The organism is Serratia sp. T13T92 (assembly GCF_047530105.1).
Taxonomy (GTDB): domain Bacteria; phylum Pseudomonadota; class Gammaproteobacteria; order Enterobacterales; family Enterobacteriaceae; genus Chania; species Chania fonticola.
Window position 1 is genome coordinate 58,430 of record NZ_JBLJAK010000020.1, and the last position, 15,934, is coordinate 74,363.

Here is a 15,934-nt window from a genome sequence, read left to right on the forward strand (position 1 = left end):
CTCCTTATCGTTTTAATTCCTGACCACGCTGAATTAGCGCAGAGATAACAAATATGTTTTTACTGTCTGGCCAGCATTTCCTTCAGGCCAAAAGGGGCGTCACAAAATAGTGCAGCATCCATCTGTTTTAATGAGGGGGAAATAAGTGGCATAAATTCCATTTGTTGCAGGATGTCCCGTTCAAGATCGACGCCAGGGGCGATTTCTATCAGCATCGGGCCCTGCGCCGTCAGTTCAAACACCGCTCGTTCCGTCACCAAATGCATTTTTTGTTTTTTCTGGCGGGCTATTTCGCCGTTATAGGAAATCTGGTTAATCGACCGCACCAGTTTTTTAACCGAGCCTTCCTGCAGGATAGTTAATTGCCCTTGCTGGAATGCCACCTCCAACCCCTTGGCGGTAAAGGTGGAGCAAAAAACCACGTGGTGTGCATTTTGGGTAATATCGATAAACCCTCCAGCCCCGGTACAGCGGTCCCCCATACGGGTGGCGTTGATATGCCCGTTGGCGTCCATCTCGCCCGCTCCCATATAGGTAATATCCACCCCCGCACCGTTGTAATAGAGCATCTGTTCCTGATGGTTAATCATGGCGGTCAGGTTTTTACCGATGCCAAAATCAACGCCACCGGCCTGTACGCCGCCGTAGATACCTGATTCAACGGTGATGGTGACCGCTTCGCTCACCCCCTCTTCATGGATGATGGTGCCAATAACATCGTTGGGAATACCGGTGCCCAGATTGATCACACAGTCCGGGGATAGGAATTGACAAGCGCGGCGGCCAATCACCTTGCGGATGTTCAGCGGCAGCGTTTCCACTTCGCTGGCAGGAGTCACCAGGTTGCCGCAATAGGCCGGGTCATAGAACCAGGAGGAGGTCTGACGATGGTCTTGCTCGGGGTCTTCACATACCACAATGGCATCAATAAAATTCCCCGGCACCACGATCTGTTTCGGGTGCAGGCTCCCTTTTTCCGCCAGATTTTTTACCTGGGCTATCACCTTGCCGCCAAAGCGTTTGGCCGCCAGCACCGCCTGCAGGATCTCCAGCTTCATGGCCTCTTCCTCACAGGTGAGGTTGCCAGCGGTATCCGCCGTAGTGCCACGAATGATCACCGTATCCAGCGGGAGTGCCGGATAGAAAAGATATTCCTCCTCGCGCAGGCTGACCACTTCCACCAAATCTGGCAGGGAGCGGGTCAACGCATTCATTTTGCCGCCTTCCAGGCGGGGATCGATAAAGGTACCCAGCCCTACTTTGGACAGGTAACCGGCCTGACCGGCCGCCATGGCCGTGTACAGATGGACAATCTGCCCCTGCGGTAAACAGAAGGCTTCGACCTCGTTGGCGGCAATCTTTTCCATCCACTTGGGGGCCAGCCCCCAGTGCGAACCAATAATGCGTTTTACCATCCCTGGGGGAGTAAAATGCTGATTGCCGCGCTCACGATTTGACTGCCCCGCAGAGTGAATATAGGTCAGCCCGTGCGGAGCTCCCGTTTCAGTAAAGCGCTTTTCCAGAGCTTTCAAGATCGACTCCGCGGCCCCGATCAATGTCATGCCGATGGTGCACAGGGTCGAGCCGTTATTCACTAACTCTGCGGCCTGCTGAGCCGAAATGACTTTATTTCTCATATTGCTACCTTACGTCTGTGCGGCGGTGCGCCATGGCACCGCGTTTAGGCTTTATTTCTCAATCACGCTATTCATTGCTGCCGGGGGGCATTGATTGGCCGGTTTATCTTTGCTGCCTGCGGGTTGTTTCACCCGTGCAGCCCCGATAATGGCAAGGGTTTGCAGCACGATGGCAAACCACAGGCCTGCGCTAGGTGACCCCGTTCTATCCTCCAGGAGACCGAACACATATGGCCCGAAGAACCCGCCGGTGATGCCAAGGCAAGCCAGTAATCCCAGCCCGCCAGCGAGCATAGGGCCGCTCATCAGCGTGGCTGGATAGGTAAAGATGATGGATTGCACGACGAAGAACATCGAGGCACCGATACAGAAGCCGATCAGCCCTAATACTGGGCCACCCAGCACGCCAATCAGGAAACCGACGGCCATCGACATAAAGCCGGACACCAGCATGATGCGTGAGCGGGAGGCGGTATTGGCATATTTGGGCAGGAAGAAGCCACCTAAGGCTGCTGCAATCCACGGAATGGCGGTTAGCAGGCCGAGCATCAGGGTGCTCATTTTGCCGTAGCTGTTGATAATGCTTGGCAGGAAATAGGTCAGGCTGTAGACGGAAATCTGATGGGTGAAATAAATCGCCACGATCAGCATGAAGGTCTTATTGGTAAACGCCGTTTTAAAGGAAAACTTCTGGTTCTTATCCACCCCAACCGGTTGCTCCGCGGCCAGCTTGTTTTCAATATACTCAATGTCGGTTTGGGTCAGCCATTTGGCATCGCGTGGTTTATTGGGGAGTACGGCATACACATAAAACGCCAGCAGCACCGCCGGGAGCCCTTCCACGATAAACATCCATTGCCAGCCGTGCAGTCCACCCAGGCCATCCAGCATGAGCAATGCGCCGCCCAATGGTGCCCCGACAATATTGGCGATACAGACACCGAGCAGGAACATGCCGACGGCTCTGGCGCGATCTTCACGGCCAAACCAGTAGGTAAGATACAGAATGATACCGGGGTACAACCCCGCTTCTGCCGCCCCTAGCAACAGGCGCATAACATAGAAAGAGGTGGGGCCGGTGACGAAGGCCATACCGGCGGAAATCACACCCCAGGTGAACATGATGCGGGTGATCCAGAAGCGGGCCCCGACCCGCGCCATGATCAGGTTGCTGGGGATCTCCATGGTGGAATAGGTCAGAAAGAACAGACCGGCTCCCAACCCGTAAGCGGTAGCGGAAAGCCCAAGATCGATGGACATCGAGGCTCGGGCAATGCCGATATTGGTTCTGTCGATAAAGCTGATGATATAAACAATGATCAGTAATGGCATCAGGTGTTTATATATTTTTGCATTCGTTATTGCCGCCTGGCTTTTCGATGCAATATCTAACGGCCGGTTTGACATGATAAGGACTCCTCCTCATGATGAGGCGATTAAACAGGGTAGAGCTGTTCTGTATTATTAGAGGTACAGGTGCTCTATTATTTTAATGATTGCGCTTCACGTTTCCTGACGTTGGCGCGTTTATTGGATAGCGCTTGTTTTTATATTGGTGGTGTCAATTTTTGTCGTAAAGCTAATTTGTCTATTTTGCCATTGGCATTTTTCGGTAATTCTGTTGTAAAGACGATCTTTGAGGGTATTTTAAATTTGGCAATTTTATTGGAGAGCCAATGAGTAATATTATCGCTCACCAAGGGTTTATTCCGGTGCGCCACAATAAAAGCGACGGCTTCTTCTCCGTAGATTTCGCTGCTGCTGGGAACTATGGCAATTTCCTTGACGCCAGGGTAATTCGAGATCAGGTTTTCCACTTCAATGCAGTATATTTTTTCACCGCCGCGGTTGATCATGTCCTTGCTGCGATCTTTGATATACAGGTAGTTATCCTGATCGAGGCAGGCTATATCGCCGGTGTAGAACCAGCCGTCGTGAAAGAACTGCTGATTGGCCGCCGGGTTCTTCCAGTACTGGCTCATGACCACTGGCCCTTTCAGCCATAGATGACCAATCTCACCGGCAGCAAGCACCTGGTGATTATCGTCGCGAATTTGGCAACTCAGGCCGGGAATGGGTAAGCCAGAACTGCCTATCTTATCGCTGCTGCGCACATCGACCGGGAAAATGCTGGCCGGTGAAGAGGTTTCTGTCAGCCCATAGATCGGCCTGATTTCCGTGGCTGGGAACAACTGCGCGAGCCTTTCGATAATGCCCACGTTCAAATGCCCGGCACCGCAAGCGATCATCCGCAAGCTGGCGTAGTTGCCCACCTGTGGATACTTTTCCGCTTCTTGCAACAGTAGGATAAACACCGTTGGCGAGCCATGCAGGAAGGTAATGTTATGGCTGCTGACGGTTTTCAAAATCTCTTCTGCATTGAATCTTTGCTGCAAATGCAACGTGCCGCCAAGGTGAATAAACAGGCAGAGCAGAGCCGACAGGCCGGTAATGTGGCAGATGGGGATCGGCAGGATGGCGCTGTCTTGTTCGGTTAACTTAAGAGCCTGTTGGTAAGCCGTGACAGCCGCAATAAAGTTACCGTGAGTGAGCGCTGCTCCTTTCGGGGAGCCAGTGGTGCCGGAAGTATAAATAATCGCGGCAATGTCATCCGCTACGATGGCGGCAGGCTCTACGGGGTGGATCACCTTTTGGTCATCTGCATTACTGAGCATCAGTTGCCAATCGGCCAGCGACACCACATGGCTTTGTTTCACGGGGTCCAGCGTCGCCATCCACGGCTGACTGTTGGGATCGTAAAAAACCGCCTTGGCATTAACACTGGACAGGATGATATGGCTGTCTTGCGATTTTAACTTGGTGCTTAACGGCACCACGATAATCCCTAGCGCCATTGCCGCATAAAACAGCGAGCAGAATTCAGGCCGGTTACCTAGGGCCAAGACGATCACATCGCCTTTGACGAGGTTAAAACTTTCTTTCAGGCAGGCGGAAGATAAATTAACGTTATGATTTAACTGATTATAACTGTATTTGTGGCCTTCAAAGAACAGGGCGGTATGCTCAGCCCGGCGGTTTACGCTCTGCTGTAAACTCTGATAGAGGTGTGTGATTTTTGCCTGCTGCATAGGTTGCCCCTTCACCGACATTTACTGATGGTGGTGAGTATAGGGAAAGGCAACGGTGCAAGAATGCGCAAAATTTCACATCTTTCTCCGGCAAACAGGGCTGACGCTTTGTATAAAATGCCAACCCGGGGAGGGCAAAAAAATAGATGTTATGACGTGCTGGTTAGCAAATGTTATCGAAAATGATAAAAATTATGATGAAAAAGGTGAGTTACGGGTTTTGCTTTTATGCAGATGCATAAAAACAGGGGGAGCGGATGACGCTCGGGCCAACCCCCATTGGTACCTACGCACCGTCATCACGTTGGGATTGATCACATAGGTAACCGCACAAGGATCCTGCACTGGCGGAGAAGAGCCCCCCTGAGCCTACTCATATCTATGGCCGAAAAACTCGAGCAGTTCGGCCACAAATCATACGTACTTAATTAACCGCCAGCCGCAAAGCCAAATTATGCGGATAGGGGTCAAAGTATTTTTGTGTCAGCAGATAGGTATCTGGGTATTCGCCCAGGTAATGCTTCAGCAGCGTCAACGGCGCGAGTATTGGCAGCAGCCCCTCGCGATAGTGGAGGATCACGTTATTCAGCTCGCCGCGCTGACGCGGGTTCAGCTGGTTACGAAAATACCCCTGAATGTGCATCAGCACGTTGGTGTGGTTCTTGCGCGAGGCGGGCTTTCTCAATATCGTCATCAGCTTTTCGCGATAAGCCACGAAGAATGCATCCAGGTCTTCCCACTCGTGCAACGAGGCGACAAACGGTCCAATTTCTCGGTAGCCTGATTGGTGGTGCGCCAGTAGCTGGAGTTTGTACCGGCTGTGGAAGTCCAGCAGCGCATGGCGGGTCAGGCCGTTGGCCTTCAGGGTGTTCAACTCGTGCAGGGCGAAGATGCGCTCGACAAAGTTTTCCCGTAGCACCGGGTCGTGCAGGCGGCCATCTTCTTCGACCGGTAACCACGGGTATTTCTCCAGCAGCGCCCTGGTAAAGACGCCCACGCCCTCTTTACGCCCGCGATTGCCTTTTTCATCGTACAACCGTACGCGTTCCATACCGCAGCTCGGCGATTTGGCGCAGACGATAAAGCCCGACAGTTCGTCCAGACGTGAGAGATAGGAATCCGTGAATTCGGCCATTTTCTCCGTCATATCGTCGTGTGGTGCTTGGCTGAAGTGCAGCCGGAAATCCCCTTCGGTGGTCTGAACCAGGCGCAGTGCCGGACGGGGAGAGGGCAGGCCGATGGCCATCTCCGGGCAGATGGGTTTGAAGGTCACCCACTGCGCCAGCCCGTCCATGACAAAGCTCATGCGTTTATGTCCGCCGTCAAACCGTACGGTCGAGCCGGTTAAACATCCGCTGATCCCAATGACGGGTTGCTTATTCATGTCGCGATCCTCTTACTGTTCTTTTCGGGTGAAGAAAAGCGTCACCTGACCGACAGTGATGCCGAATTTCTTCATCTCTGTTTTATTAAAAAGATGCGTGTCATCCTGCAGGTACATCCAGTCATCAAAGTGAAGCAGCCAGGTACTGCCATTGGCTTTCACGTTCATGCTGTAACGCCAGTTAAAGGCGTTGCCTTCCGCCACGCCACTGGCCACACCTTCAATATCGCCTGCGGTGCCCTCGTAGCGATTGGTACCGACGCGCCGGATATGCCACACCCGTTGCTGCTTCTCGCCATCGTCATAGACAAAGTGTTCATTTAGCGTCAGCGTGTCGCCGATGACGTTGCCAGTGATTTCCACGTGGAAGCGGCGCAGCTGTTTTCCGCTGCGGTCCTGTACCATGCCCCATGCCTCGGTTTTCCCCTGGAAGTAGTGGAAGATATCGAGCGGCGGTTGTTGATGCCGGTAGTCGCTGATGTCTGTGCTACAACCCACCAGAAGCATCATCAATGCCAGGCCAAGTGTCAGAATGCGTTTCATTTCTCACCTCCGATCAACTGCTGACGTAGTTCGGGATATTGCGTGCGTGGATCGAGCCAGATGGCCAGAAAGTTTGTACTGAAGGCTGCAGACTGGCTGGGGCCGAGCGGGGTAAAGCTTTTTTCTGCCGCCGAGGCGCGATACCAGAACTGCCCCTGCTTACCCTTGAGAACAAAGGTGAGCTGCGAGCCCGGCGTGACGTCCGGCCAGAGTGACTGGAGCATGCGCAGCCAGGCTTCGCTCTGTGGTTCGCGCTCCAGGATACCCTGCGCCTGCCACTGGTCACGGGTGGCTTCGACCAGTTGGTCGCGATCGATGTCGCGTTTGTAGGTAATAATCAGCGCCTGATCCTGCTCCGGCCCGTGATACCGACCATCCGGCGTGCTCAGTTGGGAGGTATAAACGGTAAACGGCCCCCATGTCAGGCTGGCATCACCCACTTTGCGCCAGTTTAACCAGTCGGCGGCATGGGCGACGGGCGAGATGGCCGCCAACCACAGCAACATCAGTAAAGAGGCTCTCAATGTCGCCTCCCCGTCAGAATATGGAACAACAGCATCAGAACCAGCCAACCCAGTGCCATCCAACTGACGACGATAAAGGTCGGCTCCCGGAAAGTCATGGCACCCAGACGTTCGCCAATCACATACGCTACGGGACCGCCAGCGGTTGCCAGCAAAGCCAACATCCACCGCGGCAGCGTGGTCGTGAGGGTCAAGTGGGTCCAGACGGTAGCGAACATCAGCCACAGCGCCATCATCCACACGGGCAACAGCGCGTCACTGTTAAAGCCGATCAGCCCCGTCAGCACCCAGAGAGCATCCAGACTGCAGCCCGCCGCGGCCAGCAGCAGGGCGTAAACACGGTGTGCAGGCGATAGCATCAGACAGGCCAGGATCGCCAGGGCGAGCCACAGAAACAGTCCTCGCTCGCGAAACAGCACTACCAGAGTCCAGTAGAGATCGAACGCGAGAGCCATCAGCACGACCTGCACAGAGCGGTTCATACGCGCTCTGCGGTCAGTTGCACCACGCTGATGGTGCGTGCGTTAAAACCGGCTTCGCAGTAGCCAAAGTAGTACAGCCACATACGGCGGAACCTTTCATCGAAACCGAGCTTTTCAATGTCCTGCCAGGCGTGCAGAAAACGTTGCCGCCAGTGCGTCAGCGTGCGGGCATAGTCTGGCCCCATATCGAACAGATTACGGACGACAAAATCGGTGTGACGCGTCATCAGTTCACTCATTGCCGTGATGCTCGGTAGGAACCCGCCGGGGAAGATGTAACGCTGGATAAAATCGACGCTTTTGCTGTAGTCGCGGTAGCGCTGATCCTGAATGGTGATGGCCTGAATCGCCATTTTGCCACCCGGGCGCAGGCGCGCCTGACAGGTGCGGAAGAAATCCGGCAGGTAGCGTTTACCCACGGCTTCAATCATCTCAACCGATACCAGTTTGTCGAATTGTCCGGTCAGGTCGCGGTAGTCGCACAGCAGAACCTGAACTCTGTCCTGTAATCCCGCGCGGGCAATCCGCTCTGTAGCCCAGACGTACTGCTCCCGCGACAGCGTCGTGGTAGTGACGCGGCAGCCGTAGTGACGGGCGGCGTATTCCGCCATTGCCCCCCAGCCAGTGCCGATTTCCAGCAGGTGATCGCCTGCGGTCAGCGCCAGTTGTTCGCACAGGCGTTCCATTTTTGCCTGCTGGGCTTGGGAGAGAGCCTGGTCGTCGGCGGTGAACAGCGCGCTGGAGTAGAGCAGATCTTCATCGAGAAAGTGCGCATAGAATTCGTTACCCAGATCGTAATGGGCGGAGATGTTTTCCCGCGCCTGTTTGCGGTAATTACGCCGCGTCCAGTGGCGAAGCCGCTCCATGGGATTGCTCAGCAGGCGAAAGCCACTTTCCAGCCTTCCCAGCACCTTGCCGTTGAGGGCCAGGATCTGCAAAAGCGGGGTTAACTGATGCGTCTCCCACTCACCCTCCATCCAGGATTCGGCCGCGGCGAGGCTGCCGCCGGTGAGCAGACGCCAGTAAACACCCGGCGCGAGGATCTGCACTTCAGCACGCAGCGCGGAAGACTCATCGCCAAAATGGAGGGTCTGCTGTCCTTCACGCACGGTGAGCGAGCCCTCGCGGATACCGCTCAGCAAACGAAAGAGTAGCCAGCGTGCGATACGGGCGTTACGAGGGATATCGGATTCAAGCGCAAAGGCAGGATCGGTCATGAGCGCTAACTCCTTCTAACGGGATGGTTGTACAACGGCACGCGTTTAAGCCACAGCCGTAACGCTTGCCAGTAAATCGCCAGGACGGTTTTCAGGGTCATCAGCGGTATGCGCAGCAATATCGATCTCAGGGTCGCGCGCGTTAGGTGCTCACGGCGAAGCGCGAGCGTGGCGTCGAACACCTTCGACTCCTGATGATTTTCGATATGCATATGCAGCGTTTTACCGGGGGCGTTGAAGCGCCAGTGATAGACCATATCCATCGGATTAAACGGGGAGACATGGAAGGCTTTCGGCTGCGGGCGAGCCGCTTGGCCATCCACTGCATAGTAATGGCGCTCGTTCCACGGGGTATTGCGCACTTCGGCCAGTACCCAGCGCAGGATGCCCGTATTGTCATAACAGTAATAGAGATTGATCGGATTAAAATGGAAGCCGAAATAACGAAGCTGGGTCAGGAGCATGACGCGGCCTTCGGGACGTTCCCCGGTCAGGGTTTGCAGCCTGTCGAGGGCGTTCTCTTTCAGCGGTGTGCCGAGTGGGTAATCCGCATCATGGAAGGCGGCAGCGGCAAAGCGATTACGGCGGATCCCCGCCGACGGCAGCGCATCCAGCTCGTCCAGATCGATCCAGGCCATAAACACGTTATAGCGAAAATGGTGTGATTTCGGCTGGAAGCGACGATGGCGTAACACACCATGGTAAAGGCAACTGTTCATCTTACAGGTCCTTCCCGGCAGCGATCCCTTTCACCACGTCCAGCGCGCTGCGTACCCCATCTTCGTGAAAACCGTTGTACCAGTAAGCTCCACAGAACCAGCTCCGTTGGTGACCGTTAATCTCGCCGCGGCGCGACTGGGCGCGCCAGCTTTTTGGGTTAAACATCGGGTGCTCGTAGACAAAGCGTTTCCAGACGTAGCGCTCGTCCACCGACGTTTCCGGGTTCAGGGTGACGCAGAACAGAGGGCTACCCTCAGGTAACCCTTGTAAGATATTCATGTTGTAGGTGACGCAGGCGCTGGCCTGGTCCCGTTCGCTCAGGCGATAGTTCCAGCTTGCCCAGGCACGCTCGCGCACCGGCAGCCAGCGTGGGTCGCTGTGCAAAACCACCTCGTTATGCTGCCAACCAATATCGCCCAGAACCTCGCTTTCCGCAGGAGTAGGATCAGCAAGCATCGCCAGCGCCTGTGAGGAATGGCAGGCGAAGATCACCTGGTCGAACGTGTGGCTCGACTGCGCAAGTTGGATTTCAACGCCGCCGTTGTGGCGGGTGACCTGCTGTACCGGTGCGTTGAGGTGCAGGGTCAGGCGGTCACCCAACTGGGTCAAAATGGCACGTACGTATTCGCGAGAACCGCCGGGCACCACATACCACTGCGGACGTTGGGTAACATCCAGCAGGCCGTGATGCTCAAAGAAGCGCAAAAACAGCGGAAGCGGGAAGCGGCGCATCTCCTGCAGCGACGAGGACCAGATGGCAGCCCCCATCGGCAGGATATAATGACGCGCGAAAAACGCGCTGAAGCCGTGCTGTTCGAGAAAAGTCTCCAGTGTGGCGTTTTCGTTAACGTCGCCCGCCAACGCCTCTTTTGCCAGGCGGTTGAAGCGCATGATATCTCGCAGAAGCCCCCAGAACGCCGGATTAACCAGGTTACGACGCTGTGCAAACAGCGAGGTGAGTGTGTGGCCGTTATACTCAAGCCCGCTTTGCGGATTATGTACGGAGAAGCTCATCTGCGTTTTTTGCCCGCTGATGCCCAGCTCGCTGAGCAGGCCCATAAAGCGCGGATAGGTACGGTCGTTGTAGACGATAAACCCAGTATCGATGGCATACTTCCCCTGCGGCGTGCTGACATCCACCGTGGCGGTATGCCCACCCACCGTGGGTTCCGCTTCGAAAAGCGTGACCTGATGATGTCCGGCCAGCCGCCAGGCACAGGTGAGCCCTGCGATACCGCTGCCGATAATGGCGATTTTCATTAGCGAACCATCCTGCGCAACAGCCTGCGCTGAAGGAAATTGGGGAGCCCTGAAAGCAGCTTCATGACCAAGCTGAATCCGGTGGGAAAGGCGATGTGCTTTTTCCCTTTCGCCAGCCCGCGACGGATCGCCTTCACGGCATCGTCGACGCTCACCTGGCCGGGCATGGCAAAATCATTTTTACGGGTCAGCGGCGTATCTACAAAGCCCGGTGAGACAACCGTGATGGCAATGCCTTTGGGCTCCCAGTCAAGACGCAGGCTATTGGCAAACCAGGTGAGGGCGGCTTTTGACGCGCCATACGCCTCTGCTCGTGGGAACGGCAGCCAGTGCGCCATCGAACTGACCAGCGCCACGCGACTTCCTGGAAGAAGCTGGGTCTGAAGTGCGGCCAGACAGTTCACTGGCCCCTGGAAGTTGGTACTCATCACACGTTCCACCAGAGCGGCATCCACCACACCCTGTTCCAGGTATTCGCAGGTTCCCGCACAAAGAACGATCAGGTTGGCAGTGCAATCTGCAAGCGCTAGATGGCAGGCCTCCCTGTCCGTCATATCGAACACGCGTAACGTGATATTAGGGCTGTACTGTTGCAGTGCTTCCAGCCTGGCCCGGTCTCGCCCGCAGGCAATGACTTGGCAGCCGTCATCGGCCCAGGACTTAGCGAGCCCGGCACCAATGCCGGAGCTTGCGCCGGTGATGAGGACAGTCATCATGAGCGCATTCTCCTTTTTACATTTCGCACCGCCCAGCCAAGCAGGGGAAGATGTTCGTAAATCATCTCCCCGGCATCGTAGTAATCACGCTGGCGAATAATAAGGTTGTCCTGAATATCTACAATTGAGCATCCTGCGAGGACTAGTGTTTCTCCCCCTGAAATCCGCGGGTGAGACCAATGCATTGCCCAAGTTACGGCAAAACGATGGCCTTCGCAGAGGGGGGTATCGATGGTAAAGCTGCAATGCTTTACGTTGGCCAATAGATGAGTGAAGTAACGCTGGATCGCCAAAAGACCCTGATGCTCACCAAACGGGTCGCTCAGCCTGGCATCAGCATGATAGATCTCCGCCAACGCAGATGGCGGCTGGTTATCCAGCTTGCTGTAGTAATCAACAAACCGGTTGATGATGGATGGCATAGAGCTCATGAGTCTCACCTGACAGTGAACAACGTAGCGTTATTGCATAGTTAAAACTTACACAATTATTGCTGTTTGTCCAACTTTGGAAGGGTGATAATTATTTTCTCAGTAGCTTCAACGTATTAAGTTTGCATGCTCATGCTGTTAACTGCACAACATGAGCATGCTTTATCTTTAACTTCCTTTGTAGGTAGAGTATCCATACTGGCTTAACAGCAGTGGGATGTGCAGTTTTTCATTGGTCTTGGTGACGGTGAACATCACCGGGATCTCAGGGAAGAACGACGTTTGCTGCTGTTGGTGGAAATAGTCACCGGTTTTGAAGGTCACTTTGTAAATGCCCGGCAGCATATCCTGGTCCTGTGGATAGAGAGATTTAATACGCCCGTCTTCGTCCGTTTTACCGCTAGCCAGCGTGACCCAGCTGTTTTGCTGCTCTTTTTCAAGCGTGACGGTAACATTCGGCGAGGGAATACCTGTCTGTTGGTTCAGAATATGGACGCTCAGCGTGCCAGATGGGGCACTGAATGCGGCAGGAGCCATTGCCAGAGAGGTTAACAGAATAAGACCGGTAGCTTTTTTCATCATGATTTCCTGTAGGGGTTAAAACAAACAGGAAAAAGGTAGCATCCCGGTGAAAAATAAATATTCAAACTTTTGTGATAATTAACGGAAGAACAACGTCAAAGTGTAATGACCTCAAGAGACATCACCTGTTGTTGCCACAGTTCAATCTGTTGTTTGCGGGCGGGGGTGAGTTTACCTGTCATGACAAGCAGCCATTTTCGTTCAGGAAACAGCTCCGGAGCCAGACTGGCAGGCGGAACAGGAAGGACATCAATGTGCTGTCCTTGACCCGTACGCCTGAGCGCTTCCAGCCAGATTTCGCACGGGTCTGACAGGTACCAGCCGGTGATCAGATAGTTATCCCCTGCCGCTTTTTTGTCCCTTTCGAGGCAAAATGAGGTGTAGGAAATGATAATGCCATCCAGGATCTCGCGCAGGGTCATCATCGCCGGAATATTAGCAGAGACTTTACTGCGCAGCGGACGCAGCACTTCCGTGACCAACTCCGGGCGAGGATATTCGCGGCCAGAAGCGTAAATCTGCTGGCGCAGCGATTCGATTTTTCCCTCTTTAAGCAACTGCAGCATTCTCTCTTGCAGAGTGTGCCAGTTGTTTGTCTGGCCTTCTGCAGGGCGAGCAAGCAGGGGTTTCACTTGGCTGATGGTTACCCCTTTTTTTACCCAGTCGAGAATTTTGAGCGCCTGCTGGACATCATCATCGCTGTACTGGCGATGCCCACCATCGGTGCGCATCGGTTTAAGCAGGCCGTAACGACGCTGCCAGGCGCGTAGTGTGGTTGCGTTTATTCCGCAAAGCCGGGCAAATTCGCCGATAGAGTAAGCCATGAGAGACATCCGATAACAAAGATCACTTTCAATATACTACGCATAATACCGGCTTGAATGAAGTGTCGGGCGTTTGCACGACACTTTACTCCCAACCGTGCCTCAAACCTCAACTTCACCAATTCTTTGCAACGCATCCACAATCAGATCCCAAAAGGCGGTTTCATCAAGCTTCACTGCCACCTGGGTATGGCAATCCGCCGGGGCCGGGAAGCGGAAGTCCGCGACCGTCATCCCCAGCGTCAGGGTACCGGTCAGCTCAATATCGATGGGCACCTTACGCACCGTCATCACGTTGGGGTTGATCACATAGGCGACCGCGCAGGGATCGTGTACCGGTGGCGAAGTGAAACCCTGCGCCTGCTTATACATATGGCCGAAGAACTCGAGCAGTTCGACAACAAATTTCGCAGGGCCGGTGCCAATGGTGGCGATGCGCGCGCTAACTTCTGGTGTGGCCAGCGCCTGATGCGTCAGATCCAACCCAACCATGGTTAACGGCCAGGGTTCGTTGAACACGATATGCGCGGCTTCCGGATCGATTTTGATATTGAATTCAGCCACTGCGCTCCAGTTACCCACGTGGTAACCGCCGCCCATCAGCACCACTTCCTTCACGCGTGTGGCAATGCGGGGTTCCTTGCGCACCGCCATGGCGATGTTGGTCAGTCCTGCGGTGGGCACCAGCGTTACGGTGCCTGGTGGGTGCGCCATGATGGTATCAATGATCAGATCGACGGCATGGATATCGGCCAGTTGTAGTGTGGGTTCCGGTAGGACTGGCCCATCGAGGCCCGATTCGCCGTGGATGTCGGGTGCGACTTCAATTTGCCGTACCAGCGGCCGCGAACAGCCAGCGGCAAAGGGTACGCCGGTGATGTTGGCAATGCGCGCCACGGCCAGCGCGTTCCGCGTGACCTTCTCCAGCGTCTGGTTGCCGACGACGGTGGTGACGGCCAGCAGTTCAATATCTGGGTTGCCCCATGCCAGCAGCATCGCGATCGCATCGTCATGCCCCGGGTCGCAGTCCAGTATGATTTTCTTCATGATTTTTCCTGATACAGGGGGATTTTTTCGAGCATAACCTAGAGGCGGGCAGAGGGGTATGAGCAGCGGGCCGTTTTGTTAATGTCATCAAAGGATTGGATTAATCTGCCCCTGAAGGGGCAGATTGCTGGCTTAGTCCTCCAGCTTCAGCACCGGCTCTCTCTTCAGCACTACGCGCAGCACGAAGTAATACACGATGCCGATCGCCAGCCAGCTAAGGCCGAGGATTTTGGCTTCGATATCCATCTCGTACAGCACAAAGGCGATGATCGACAGGCCGACCAGCGGGAACAACAGGTGTTTTACCCAGGCCTTGGACTTCTGGCGGATGATGTAGTGGTTAATCACCGACAGGTGCAGGATCAAAAAGCCCATCAGCGCCCCGAAGTTGACCAGCCGGCTCAGGTTGTCGATGCTGCCGTTGAAGTACAGCCCGGAACCGAGGGAGATCACCGCGACCAGCAGGGTGCTGACGTAAGGGGTTTTAAAGCGTGGATGCACCTTGGCCAGGATCTTCGGCAATTGGCGGTCACGCCCCATGGCGAACAGAATGCGGGAGATGGCGGCCTGCGCGACTAACGCATTGGCAATCCCCCAGGAGAGTGCTGTCGCCCAGATGGTGGCCTGCTTTAACCCGGAGCCGCCCGCCAGATTGGCGGTATCGTAGAACGCGGTATCCAGATTGGTAAAGTTTTGGCCTGCTGCCAGATCGGCGGCAATCCAGGTTTGCAGGATAAACAGCGACCCTACCAACAGCAGCGCATACAGCGAGGCTTTCCCTACGGCATCGGCTCCGCCTTTGCTCTCTTCGGACAGTGTTGAAATACCGTCAAAACCCAGAAACGACAGGACTGCAATCGACACCGCACCCATTACCAACGGCAGGCTGAATTTCTCGGCGTTGTAGAGCGGGTTCAACGTCAGGCCACCGGCACCTTCGCCGGAATAGAGCGCCGTCAGGCCCATCACCACAAAGATGGTCAAGATCACGATCTCTGCCACCAAGATGTAGCGATTGGCCTTGGCGGTAAACTGGATCCCCACCAGGTTGATCGCGCTGTTGATCACGATAAAGGTCACGATCCACGCCCAAGCGGGTACTTCTGGCAGGATCGGGCCGAGCGCGGCCGCGCTGACGATATACAGCAACGACGGCACCAGGATGTAATCGAGCAGGATCAGCCAGCCGGCAAAGAAGCCGACGGTTTCATGGATGCCGCGCTGGGCATAGGCATAGACCGAGCCGGAAACCGGGAAAGCGCGGGACATTGACCAGTAGCTCATGGCGGTGAAGAACATCGCCACCATGCCGATCAGATAGGCCAGCGCCACCATGCCCTGTGCGCCTTCCCACACGTAGCCAAACACGCCAAACGGCGCAATCGGTACCATAAAGATCATGCCGTAAATCACCAGATCTTTCAGGGTGAGGGTACGGTGTAGTTCCTGCTTATAACCAAATTGTTCTACAGACATGG

The 15,934-nt window shown here is 54.9% G+C and carries 16 protein-coding genes; all 16 read right to left on the minus strand.

Going from position 1 to position 15,934, the window contains the following annotated elements:
* Positions 1-59: 59 nt before the first annotated feature.
* The 16 genes from ACMV5I_RS18165 to ACMV5I_RS18240 all read right to left on the minus strand — a co-directional run bounded on the left by ACMV5I_RS18165 (position 60) and on the right by ACMV5I_RS18240 (position 15,932).
* Positions 60-1,637, minus strand: coding sequence for an acyl CoA:acetate/3-ketoacid CoA transferase (locus ACMV5I_RS18165; RefSeq protein ID WP_414824991.1), 1,578 nt, complete (start codon positions 1,635-1,637; stop codon positions 60-62).
* 51 nt (positions 1,638-1,688) lie between these two features.
* A complete protein-coding gene (locus ACMV5I_RS18170) occupies positions 1,689-3,044 on the minus strand; it encodes an MFS transporter (RefSeq protein ID WP_024527954.1) in 1,356 nt (451 codons plus the stop codon).
* Between the two features lie 140 nt (positions 3,045-3,184).
* Positions 3,185-4,726: a class I adenylate-forming enzyme family protein gene (locus tag ACMV5I_RS18175; protein WP_414824992.1), complete on the minus strand. Its 1,542-nt coding sequence runs from the start codon at positions 4,724-4,726 to the stop codon at positions 3,185-3,187.
* Between the two features lie 424 nt (positions 4,727-5,150).
* Positions 5,151-6,110 carry a YbgA family protein gene (locus ACMV5I_RS18180; RefSeq protein ID WP_414824993.1) on the minus strand — a complete coding sequence of 320 codons (960 nt, stop codon included), beginning with the start codon at positions 6,108-6,110 and terminating at the stop codon, positions 5,151-5,153.
* Positions 6,111-6,122: 12 nt separating this feature from the next.
* Positions 6,123-6,653, minus strand: a complete 531-nt coding sequence (locus ACMV5I_RS18185) for a DUF3833 domain-containing protein (protein ID WP_024483753.1) — start codon at positions 6,651-6,653, stop codon at positions 6,123-6,125.
* Positions 6,650-7,159, minus strand: a complete 510-nt coding sequence (locus tag ACMV5I_RS18190; RefSeq protein ID WP_414825002.1) for a hypothetical protein — start codon at positions 7,157-7,159, stop codon at positions 6,650-6,652. The genes ACMV5I_RS18185 and ACMV5I_RS18190 overlap by 4 nt, the downstream gene beginning before the upstream one ends.
* Positions 7,160-7,173: 14 nt before the next feature.
* Positions 7,174-7,659 carry a DUF2878 domain-containing protein gene (locus ACMV5I_RS18195; RefSeq protein WP_121607959.1) on the minus strand — a complete coding sequence of 162 codons (486 nt, stop codon included), beginning with the start codon at positions 7,657-7,659 and terminating at the stop codon, positions 7,174-7,176.
* Positions 7,656-8,876 carry a class I SAM-dependent methyltransferase gene (locus tag ACMV5I_RS18200; protein WP_414824994.1) on the minus strand — a complete coding sequence of 407 codons (1,221 nt, stop codon included), beginning with the start codon at positions 8,874-8,876 and terminating at the stop codon, positions 7,656-7,658. Before ACMV5I_RS18200 ends, ACMV5I_RS18195 begins: the two co-directional genes overlap by 4 nt.
* Before the next feature lie 5 nt (positions 8,877-8,881).
* On the minus strand, positions 8,882-9,595 hold the full coding sequence (locus ACMV5I_RS18205) for a DUF1365 domain-containing protein (RefSeq protein WP_202810752.1): 714 nt from the start codon (positions 9,593-9,595) through the stop codon (positions 8,882-8,884).
* Position 9,596: 1 nt separating this feature from the next.
* Positions 9,597-10,856 carry an NAD(P)/FAD-dependent oxidoreductase gene (locus ACMV5I_RS18210; RefSeq protein ID WP_202810751.1) on the minus strand — a complete coding sequence of 420 codons (1,260 nt, stop codon included), beginning with the start codon at positions 10,854-10,856 and terminating at the stop codon, positions 9,597-9,599.
* Entirely contained in the window at positions 10,856-11,572 is a 717-nt protein-coding gene (locus ACMV5I_RS18215) for an SDR family NAD(P)-dependent oxidoreductase (RefSeq protein ID WP_414824995.1), read from the minus strand. The genes ACMV5I_RS18210 and ACMV5I_RS18215 overlap by 1 nt, the downstream gene beginning before the upstream one ends.
* Positions 11,569-12,003 (minus strand): nuclear transport factor 2 family protein, encoded by a 435-nt coding sequence (locus ACMV5I_RS18220; protein WP_202671977.1) that lies wholly within the window; start codon positions 12,001-12,003, stop codon positions 11,569-11,571. Before ACMV5I_RS18220 ends, ACMV5I_RS18215 begins: the two co-directional genes overlap by 4 nt.
* A gap of 168 nt (positions 12,004-12,171) precedes the next feature.
* On the minus strand, positions 12,172-12,582 hold the full coding sequence (gene uraH / locus ACMV5I_RS18225; protein ID WP_174333727.1) for a hydroxyisourate hydrolase: 411 nt from the start codon (positions 12,580-12,582) through the stop codon (positions 12,172-12,174).
* Positions 12,583-12,680: 98 nt separating this feature from the next.
* Positions 12,681-13,409, minus strand: coding sequence for a MerR family transcriptional regulator (locus ACMV5I_RS18230; RefSeq protein WP_065684760.1), 729 nt, complete (start codon positions 13,407-13,409; stop codon positions 12,681-12,683).
* 102 nt (positions 13,410-13,511) lie between these two features.
* The gene (locus tag ACMV5I_RS18235) at positions 13,512-14,456 is read right to left on the minus strand and encodes a nucleoside hydrolase (protein ID WP_414824996.1); all 945 of its coding nucleotides are present in this window, start codon (positions 14,454-14,456) and stop codon (positions 13,512-13,514) included.
* A 132-nt stretch (positions 14,457-14,588) separates the two neighbouring features.
* A complete protein-coding gene (locus ACMV5I_RS18240; protein WP_024483743.1) occupies positions 14,589-15,932 on the minus strand; it encodes an APC family permease in 1,344 nt (447 codons plus the stop codon).
* Positions 15,933-15,934 lie beyond the last annotated feature (2 nt).